The sequence below is a fragment of the Synechococcus sp. H70.1 genome, from assembly GCF_047502705.1.
Lineage (GTDB): Bacteria > Cyanobacteriota > Cyanobacteriia > Thermostichales > Thermostichaceae > Thermostichus.
The window spans coordinates 1-7,995 of record NZ_JANSIV010000051.1 but is presented as its reverse complement, the minus strand read 5'-3'; the positions used below and the strand labels follow the sequence as shown (position 1 = coordinate 7,995).

General features: G+C 60.5%; 8 protein-coding genes. 3 read left to right on the top strand and 5 right to left on the bottom strand.

Going from position 1 to position 7,995, the window contains the following annotated elements; genetic code table 11:
* Nucleotides 1-71: 71 nt before the first annotated feature.
* From NW827_RS04000 to NW827_RS03990, 3 genes are all read right to left on the bottom strand, one after another.
* Nucleotides 72-767 (bottom strand): DsbA family protein, encoded by a 696-nt coding sequence (locus NW827_RS04000; RefSeq protein ID WP_414403674.1) that lies wholly within the window; start codon nucleotides 765-767, stop codon nucleotides 72-74.
* A 146-nt stretch (nucleotides 768-913) separates the two neighbouring features.
* Nucleotides 914-1,441: an RNA recognition motif domain-containing protein gene (locus NW827_RS03995; RefSeq protein ID WP_414403673.1), complete on the bottom strand. Its 528-nt coding sequence runs from the start codon at nucleotides 1,439-1,441 to the stop codon at nucleotides 914-916.
* A 232-nt stretch (nucleotides 1,442-1,673) separates the two neighbouring features.
* Complete coding sequence (locus tag NW827_RS03990; RefSeq protein ID WP_414361777.1) at nucleotides 1,674-3,017, bottom strand: glutamate-5-semialdehyde dehydrogenase; 1,344 nt, start codon at nucleotides 3,015-3,017, stop codon at nucleotides 1,674-1,676.
* A 243-nt stretch (nucleotides 3,018-3,260) separates the two neighbouring features.
* Here NW827_RS03990 and ctpC point away from each other — a divergent pair, with 243 nt between their 5' ends.
* Together ctpC and argF are read left to right on the top strand one after the other, a co-directional pair.
* Nucleotides 3,261-4,559: a carboxyl-terminal processing protease CtpC gene (gene ctpC, locus NW827_RS03985; RefSeq protein ID WP_414361779.1), complete on the top strand. Its 1,299-nt coding sequence runs from the start codon at nucleotides 3,261-3,263 to the stop codon at nucleotides 4,557-4,559.
* A gap of 54 nt (nucleotides 4,560-4,613) precedes the next feature.
* Nucleotides 4,614-5,534, top strand: a complete 921-nt coding sequence (gene argF, locus NW827_RS03980; RefSeq protein WP_414361781.1) for an ornithine carbamoyltransferase — start codon at nucleotides 4,614-4,616, stop codon at nucleotides 5,532-5,534.
* A 27-nt stretch (nucleotides 5,535-5,561) separates the two neighbouring features.
* Here the strand turns inward: argF and NW827_RS03975 are convergent, their stop codons facing one another.
* Together NW827_RS03975 and NW827_RS03970 are read right to left on the bottom strand one after the other, a co-directional pair.
* Entirely contained in the window at nucleotides 5,562-5,987 is a 426-nt protein-coding gene (locus tag NW827_RS03975; RefSeq protein ID WP_414361783.1) for an ExbD/TolR family protein, read from the bottom strand.
* A 3-nt stretch (nucleotides 5,988-5,990) separates the two neighbouring features.
* Nucleotides 5,991-6,683: a MotA/TolQ/ExbB proton channel family protein gene (locus NW827_RS03970; RefSeq protein WP_414361815.1), complete on the bottom strand. Its 693-nt coding sequence runs from the start codon at nucleotides 6,681-6,683 to the stop codon at nucleotides 5,991-5,993.
* Nucleotides 6,684-6,856: 173 nt separating this feature from the next.
* On the opposite strand from NW827_RS03970, the gene purH reads away from it, so the two are divergent.
* Nucleotides 6,857-7,995: bifunctional phosphoribosylaminoimidazolecarboxamide formyltransferase/IMP cyclohydrolase (gene purH, locus NW827_RS03965; protein WP_414503362.1), on the top strand; the 1,139-nt coding region annotated here is incomplete at its 3' end.

Here is a 7,995-nt window from a genome sequence, read left to right as displayed (position 1 = left end):
TCTGTGCCGCGGATGAGCCAGCGCCGAAGGGGGGGCTGCTGGCCGCCCAGCGCTGAATAAAGTTGGGGCCCCTAGAGGGACTGCTTGGCCTGTTGCAGCGTCTGCTCGAACACCTCCAAAGGCTGCGCCCCCGAGAAGGCGAGGCCATTCAAGATGAAATAGGGGGTACCGCTAATGCCCAGTTGGGAAGCCAGATCCATGTCTCGCTGCACAGCCCGCTCCGCCGCCTGGCTGAGCCGATCCCGATTGAACTTCTCCACGTTCAGGCCCAACCTTTGGGCAGTGGCTACGTAGAATTCCTCCCCCAGCTGGGATTGGTTGGCAAAGAGCTCGTCGTGGAACTCCCAAAACTTGCCTTGCCGGTGGGCAGCCCACGCAGCGCGAGCTGCCGCCACTGCTTCAGGGTGAATGCCGGTCAAGGGCAGGTGCTTGTACACCAGGGTTACCTCGTCCCCATGTTTAGCTAGGAACTCCTTCAGGGTCTGCTGGGCCCGGGCGCAAAAAGGGCATTGAAAATCAGAAAACTCGACCAACACGAGCCGCAAGGACTCGGAGCCGGTGCGGGGGGAGTCACCAATTACAGCGCGAGGGTTTTCCCTCAACTGCCGGCCAAATTCCTCTACCAACTTCTGCTGCTGCTTCTGCTGCTCTTCGTACTGCCGCTGCTGGTACTCCTGCACCGCCTCCAGGATTACCTGAGGATTTTTGCGAATAATCTCCAGCACCTGCTTCTCCAGGTCTGCCGGAGCTGCAAAGACAACGGGCACTCCCAGCCAAACTAGAAGCAGGCCGAGGGACCCAGCCTTGGCTAGGTGCCGTAGCCCCCTGCAAAAAACCCTTGCCAGATTCTCCATTTTTCAGCTCCTCCCTCGATGCGCTTTGAGCTACCCTGTCTAGCCTGCTTTTAGAGCAGCTAGGAATTGGCAGCTTGCAAAAGCTGCTCTTTGATCCGCTGCAACTGGCTGGCCCAGCGGGGATCCGGCTCAACGGCCTCTTGCGGGCCCCCCTTGACACCCCTCCTTTTGCTACTGTGCTGGCGCTGCTTCTTGCCCGAAGCAGACTTCTCCCCTGCCGTTTTGGAACCTTTGGTAGAACTCTTGGGCGCTACTTCCCCAGCTGCCTTGGGATCCGCGGCAGACTCCTTAGCTGGGGAAGGGGAGGCAGCTGCTTTGGCTTCGCCACCTTCCCGTTTGTCGCGCGGCTGGGCAAGTTCAATGCGCAAGTTGACGTCGCCAAAGCTGTGGCCATTGAATCTCTCAATATACTGCTGGGCCTGTTCCTCGGTGCTTACCGTAACAAAGCCGAAGCCGCGGCATTTGCCCGTCTTCCGATCCCGAATCACCTTGGTGGAAATGACCTCACCTGCAGATCTAAAGAGCTTCTCCAGTGCCTCGCGATCTACCTCTGCTGGCAGATTTCCAACGTACAGACGAACGGGCATAATACCGTGAAGCTCCTTACCGAGGGGATAGAAGTCCAACCTGCAAAGGGCCAGTCCAGAAGGGCTGCTCCAAGGGGAAACCCAGAACTCCAGCGTTCCCCGTTTCCTCAGAGGGCAGTACAGTCTATGACCCTTGCAAAGCCTAAAGCTACCTTTTAAATTTACCTCAACCTCAGGCCAAAAAAGCTCAGCAAAACTAGCTTGCTCAGTTGGGGCAAGCCAGGGATCCTTCCTAGGCCAGGCCAGTGAGGTTCAAGCGATCCCGATGCCGAAAGGGACGGGCCTGGGGGCCAGTGTAGTCAGCTACGAGATGGCCTCGCCCCCGCAGCTGGTAGCGGTAGGTCACAAGGCCTTCCAAGCCCACCGGGCCGCGCGGCGGCAGCTTTTGGGTACTGATCCCCACCTCTGCTCCAAAACCGTAGCGAAAACCATCGGCAAAACGGGTGGAGGCGTTGTGAAAGACCCCTGCTGCGTCCACTTCATCGAGAAAGCGCTGGGCAGCGGCGGCATCTTCGGTCACGATGGCCTCGGTGTGCCGAGAGCCGTACCGTTGGATGTGGGCAATGGCTTCGTCAAGAGAATCCACCATCTTGATGGACAGGATCAAGTCCGCGTACTCGGTGCTCCAGTCGGCCTCAGTGGCCGGGAGCAAATCCGGCACCAGCTCGCGGCAGCGGCGATCCCCGCGCAACTCCACCCCTTTCTCGCGCAGCGCCTGCACGGCCAGAGGCAAAAACTGGGGAGCAATGTCTGCGTGCACCAGCAGGGTCTCAATAGCATTGCAGGCAGCGGGGTACTGGGTTTTGCTGTCTAGCGTCAGATGCAATGCCATCTCCACATCGGCAGCCCGATCCACGTACAGGTGGCACAGCCCATCGGCATGGCCCAGCACCGGGATGCGGGTATTTTCCATAATGTAGCGGACAAAGCTGCTGGAGCCGCGGGGAATAATTAGATCCACCAGACCTTCCAGCTGTAGCAGAGCTTGGATCTCCTCGCGGCTGGTAAGCAACTGCAAAGATCCCGAAGGAAAGTCGGGAACTTGCTGTAGCCCCGCCTGCAGCGCGGCCATCAACGCCTGGCAGGAGCAGAGTGCCTCCGCTCCGCCTTTGAGCAGGACGCTATTGCCCGTCTTTACCGCCAGGGCAGCAATTTGCACCAGGGCGTCGGGCCGCGACTCAAAGATCACGCCTAGCACCCCTAGGGGATAGGTGCGCCGCTCCAGCACCAGCCCCTCATCCAGCTCGCGGATAAGAAGGGATCGCCCTACTGGGTCAGGCAGCCGCCTCACCTGCTGTACCCCGGCTACCATCTCGGCCAATTTGTGGGCATCCAACTTCAGCCGGGCATAGGCTGCGGCCGACAACTCCCCGCTTTTGAGTTGCTCCGCTGCCCGCTCCAGATCTTCCCGGTTGGCCGCCAGGATGGCCTCTTGCTGCTCCAGCAAAGCAGTGGCCATGGCCTCGAGGGCCGCATCCTTGATCTCCGTAGGCAGGGTGGCTGTGCGCTGGGCGGCAGCCCGAGCCGCTTGCACCTGAACTAGCAGGGAGGAGTTGGCAGGAGTTGCAGGAGACATTGGCAGAGAGGCAACAAGACCCAACCCAAAGGGCTACAAAAAGTTGCAATCTCCTCAGTCAATGGGCTTCTGGCAGCCGCTTTACCAGGATCCCTATGCTAGCTTGGGCAAAATTGGGCAGTGCTATTAGCAGCCTATCAGAATTTGGACGCTGCGCAGACTAGCCGGGCAGGCTGCTGGCGGACAAGGAAGCCCAGCCCATCCTCAAGTATCAATCTAGTAGCGTGTCTTCCAGGAGAGCCGATGAGAAAGCGTGGGTTTGTGGTGAGTGCAACGGCTGCCGTAGTTACAGCCGTGTCATTGGTTGGCGTACAGCTATCCATGCCGGGTTGGGCGGGGTTTCGCCGGGATCCCAAAGAGGTGGTGGACGAAGTTTGGCAGATTGTCAATCGGGAGTACGTCGATCCTTCCTTTAATTCCGTCGACTGGGAAGCGGTGCGCCGCGATCTGCTTAGTAGAGAATATGCCACCCGCGAGGAGGCCTACGAGGCAATTCGAGAGGCTCTCAAGAAGCTCAACGATCCCTATACCCGCTTTTTGGATCCGGATCAGTTTGCCAGCATGCAGATTGACACCTCGGGGGAGCTGACGGGCGTGGGGATTACGCTGGGTGTGGATCAGGAAACCAATGAGTTGGTCGTGATCTCACCCATCGAAGGCTCCCCTGCCGATCGCGCCGGGATCAAGTCCAAAGACGTGATCGTGCGCATCGACGACAAATCCACCGAAGGCATGGACACCAACACCGCCGTCAGCCTCATTCGCGGCGAGCCGGGCACACGGGTGCGGCTGACCATCCGTCGCGAGGGGGAAGGGCTAAAGGTGTTCGACCTGGTGCGGGAGAGAATTGAGCTGGCTACCGTGCGCTACGAGGCTCGCCAGGAAAAAAATGGCCTGCTTATTGGCTACATCCGCATCACCCAGTTTTCCGGCAACGCTGCCGACAAGGTGCGCCAGGCCATTCGCGAGCTGGAAAAACAAGGGGTGGCCGCCTACGTGCTGGATCTGCGGGCCAATCCGGGAGGGCTGCTCTACTCCAGTGCCGAGATTGCCCGCATGTGGATTGACCGGGGGAGCATTGTCTCAACGGTGAACCGGCAGGGGGAGCAGGATCGCCTGGTGGCCAACAACAGCGCTCTTACCGACAAGCCTCTGGCTGTCCTGGTGGACGGGGGATCCGCCAGCGCCAGCGAGATCCTCTCAGGAGCCTTGCAGGATAACCGCCGCGCCGTGATTGTTGGCACGCAAACCTTTGGCAAGGGCTTGGTGCAGTCGGTGCATCCCCTCTCCGATGGGTCAGGGTTGGCGGTAACTATTGCTCGCTACCGCACGCCCAAGGGCACCGATATTGACCACAAAGGCATCACCCCCGATATTGTGGTGGAGCTCTCAGAAGAAGATCTCGAGCGCCTCAGCAAGAACCGCGAGCTGGTGGCCACCGCCGCTGATCCCCAGTACGCGGCTGCCGTTCGCGCCCTCCAGTCCCAAATTGCAGCCCGCCAGCAACCAGCTCCCGAGGTCGTTCGGTCCTCCTCCCGTTAGCCGCTGCTGGAGTATCGTGGGCAGGTAGGCCCAATGGCGAGGAGGGCAGGATCCATGAATTTGGCTGGACGGGATCTGCTCAAACTGAGCAACTTGACGTCAGCAGAGCTGGCGGCCCTGCTAGCCCAGGCAGCGGAATTGAAGCGGGATCCCTATCGGGTGGATCTGCGGGGTCGGGTGCTGGGGCTGTTGTTCCAGAAGGCTTCCACCCGCACCCGCGTTAGCTTTACCGCCGCCATGGCCCAGTGCGGAGGCAGCACCCTGGATCTGGTGCCGACGGCAATGCAGATAAGCCGCGGTGAGCCCTTGCCGGATACAGCCCGTGTCCTCTCCCGCTACCTAGACGCGATTGCCATTCGCACCTACGACCAGCGGGAGCTGGAAATCTTTGCGGAATATGCCGAGATCCCGGTAATCAACGCCCTCACGGATCAGTTTCACCCCTGCCAAGTTTTGGCCGATCTGCTCACCATTCAGGAGAACTTCGGCCAACTGGCGGGCCTGACCTTGGCCTATTGCGGCGATGGCAATAATGTTGCCCATTCCCTGCTGCTGGGCTGTGCCATGAGCGGGATCCACATCCGTGTCGCCACGCCCCCCGGCTACGAGCCGGATGCAGCGGTGGTGGCAGAAGCGCAGGCCTTGGCCCAGGGATCGCAGGTGCTGGTGTTACGGGATCCCTACGAAGCGGTCGCGGGAGCCCAAGTGGTCTATACCGACGTCTGGGCCAGCATGGGCCAAGAAGACCAGGCCGAGGCCCGCAAAGCCCACTTCCTACCCTACCAGGTCAATGCCAAGCTGCTGCAACAGGCAGATCCCGAGGCCATTGTGCTCCACTGCCTGCCCGCCCACCGGGGGGAGGAGATTACGGCCGAGGTTTTGGAGGGATCCCGGTCCCGTGTTTGGGATCAGGCGGAAAATCGCCTCCACGTGCAAAAGGCGCTGCTAGTTCAACTGCTGGGGGCAGGGGGATAGTCCCCCTCTCTCGCAGCGGGGAGCCTGTTAACGGCTATTGCTAGGGCGGCGGGCAGCAATGGCCAGGCTGACGTTGGGCAGCCGCTGCAGGGCATCCATGACCTCCACCACTTTGCCGTGGGAGAGGGCCAAGTCGGCATTGATCACCACCAAGCGTCGCCCTTCAGCCGGCTTCTCGGCCAGGATGCGTTCCACTGCTGGGATCAGAGCGTCAAGATTGGCAATTTTCTTGCGGTTGACGGCAATTTGGCCCTCAGCCGTGATGCTCACCGTAACGTCTGGCTGGCGGCGGGCTTCGGCTGTGGAGGCCTCTGGCAAATTGACCTCGAGAGCCTCGGAGCGGGTAAGCACCAGGCTGGCGATGACGAAAAACACCAAGATAGAGAAGATGACATCGATGAGAGGCACGATGTTGATCTCGGCGGGTCTAAAGTTTTCTTCTGGGATGCGCATAGGCTAGGAGGGCTCAAGTGGAGAGTAGGGGGGAAGGGTGGAGCTGCCGCTGGGGCCGGGCTGGGTGTAGGAAAACTGGGAAAGCTGCTGGGCTTGCATCTCTAGCCGTTGCCGGTGCAGCAACTCCAGCTCGCCGCCGTACTCCTGGATCTTGGAAAGTTGCCGCAGGTACAGAGAGCGAAAGACATTGGAGATCAGCAAGGTGGGAATAGCCACAATTAACCCGAAGGCCGTCGAGTAGAGGGCCTCGGCAATTCCTTGTCCCACCCCCTGGGTATTGGTGCCGCCAATATCCCCCAGTTGGATGGAGCTGAGGATCTGGATAATGCCAGTCACAGTGCCCAAGAGGCCCAGGAAGGGGGCAACGGTAATCACCGTGTCGAAGAGGGTGTTAAAGCGTTTCAGCAGGGGCACTTCTGCCGCCAGGGCTGTCTCTAGGGCCAGTTTAAAGTCCTCAGGGCTGGCTTCGTTGAGCTCCAGGGCGGCCAAAAAGATGCGGGCAATGGGGAGATCCGCATTCTGCTCCAGCAGGTACTGGGCGGCTCTGGGGTTGCGGCGGTACTGGCTGAGGGCTTGCCGCACCACCTCCTCCTGTCGGTGGGTCACCTTCCACCAGAACAAGGCCCGCTCGAGACAACAGGCCACCGAGAGAACCGAGAATGTCAACAGGGGGATGGAATAGTACCAACCCTGGATCAGGAGCTGCAAGACTCTGGCCATACAACCCCGACGACTCACGCCCCTCTTGTCATAGCACTTTCCCAGCAAGGCTGGGATCCCCTTTTGCCCACTTGACGCCAAGCTGCTGATTTAAGGCGTGGAATCAAGAGGCTGCTGGTGTATTTTTTGTTTGAGGGAACCAACAACCTATGCCTGCTCAGCCCTTCCCCCCTTTGGCGCTTCTCAGTGTCTTTGATAAAACTGGCCTGATCCCGCTGGCTCAGGCCCTCGTGCAGGAGCACGGCTTTCAGCTGCTCAGCAGCGGAGGCACCGCCAAGGCGCTTTTAGAGGCCGGGATCCCGGTCACCCCTGTTTCAGACCATACCGGCGCCCCGGAAATCTTGGGGGGACGGGTGAAAACGCTGCACCCCCGCATTCACGGGGGCATTCTGGCCCGTCTGGAGCGCGGCGAAGACCGGGCAGATCTGGAGGCCCTAGGGATCCCTCCCATCCAGTTGGTGGTGGTCAATTTCTATCCTTTCGAGCAGGCGGTGGCCCGGCCAGGGGTGTCGCTGGAGGAGGCTTTCGAGCAGATTGACATCGGCGGGCCCACGCTGGCGCGGGCGGCAGCCAAAAACTATCCCCACGTTACCGTGCTCACCGATCCCAGCCAGTACCCTCAGTACTTGCAATTGCTCTCTAGCTCCTCCAGCGAGGCGGAGCGGCTGGCCTTTCGCTTCCAGTGTGCCCGCCGTGCCTTTGAGCGGGTGTTGAGCTACGACCGTGCCATTGTCCACTACCTGGCCCGCTCCGAGCTGTCCCGCCCCTCTCCAGCTCCTGCAACCCCTGCCGCCCAGGTTTTTCAACTGCAAGGGATCCCATGGCAGCGCCTGCGCTACGGAGAAAACCCTCACCAAGCCGCCACCTGGTATGTGGTGGATGCGGCTGCTCCCGGCTGGCATCGGGCCAAACAGTTGCAGGGGAAAGAGCTGAGCTACAACAACCTGCTGGATCTGGAGGCGGCCCGCGCCCTGGCGGCAGAACTCAGCCTAGGGCTGGCCAACGGCCCTAGGCCAGCGGTGGCGGTGATTGTCAAGCACAACAACCCCTGTGGGGTAGCCGTTCGCCCAACTCTGGCTGCCGCTTTTGAGGCGGCTTTGGCCGCCGATCCCGTCTCCGCCTTTGGGGGCATCGTTGCCCTGAACCAGACGTTGGACAGGGAGACTGCCCAGCGCCTGGCGGAGCCTTTTTTGGAGTGCGTGGTTGTCCCGGCCTGCCCACCTGAGGCAGCTGAGCAACTGGCAGCCAAAAAGAACTTGCGGCTTCTGGTTTTGCCGGACTTTGAGGT

What these genes read in the sequence shown, in the direction of transcription:
- NW827_RS03995 (WP_414403673.1), bottom strand. Translation starts at nt 1,441, where the DNA reads ATGCCCGTTCGTCTGTACGTTGGAAATCTGCCAGCAGAGGTAGATCGC.
- NW827_RS03990 (WP_414361777.1), bottom strand. Translation starts at nt 3,017, where the DNA reads ATGTCTCCTGCAACTCCTGCCAACTCCTCCCTGCTAGTTCAGGTGCAA.
- ctpC (WP_414361779.1), top strand. Translation starts at nt 3,261, where the DNA reads ATGAGAAAGCGTGGGTTTGTGGTGAGTGCAACGGCTGCCGTAGTTACA.
- argF (WP_414361781.1), top strand. Translation starts at nt 4,614, where the DNA reads ATGAATTTGGCTGGACGGGATCTGCTCAAACTGAGCAACTTGACGTCA.
- NW827_RS03975 (WP_414361783.1), bottom strand. Translation starts at nt 5,987, where the DNA reads ATGCGCATCCCAGAAGAAAACTTTAGACCCGCCGAGATCAACATCGTG.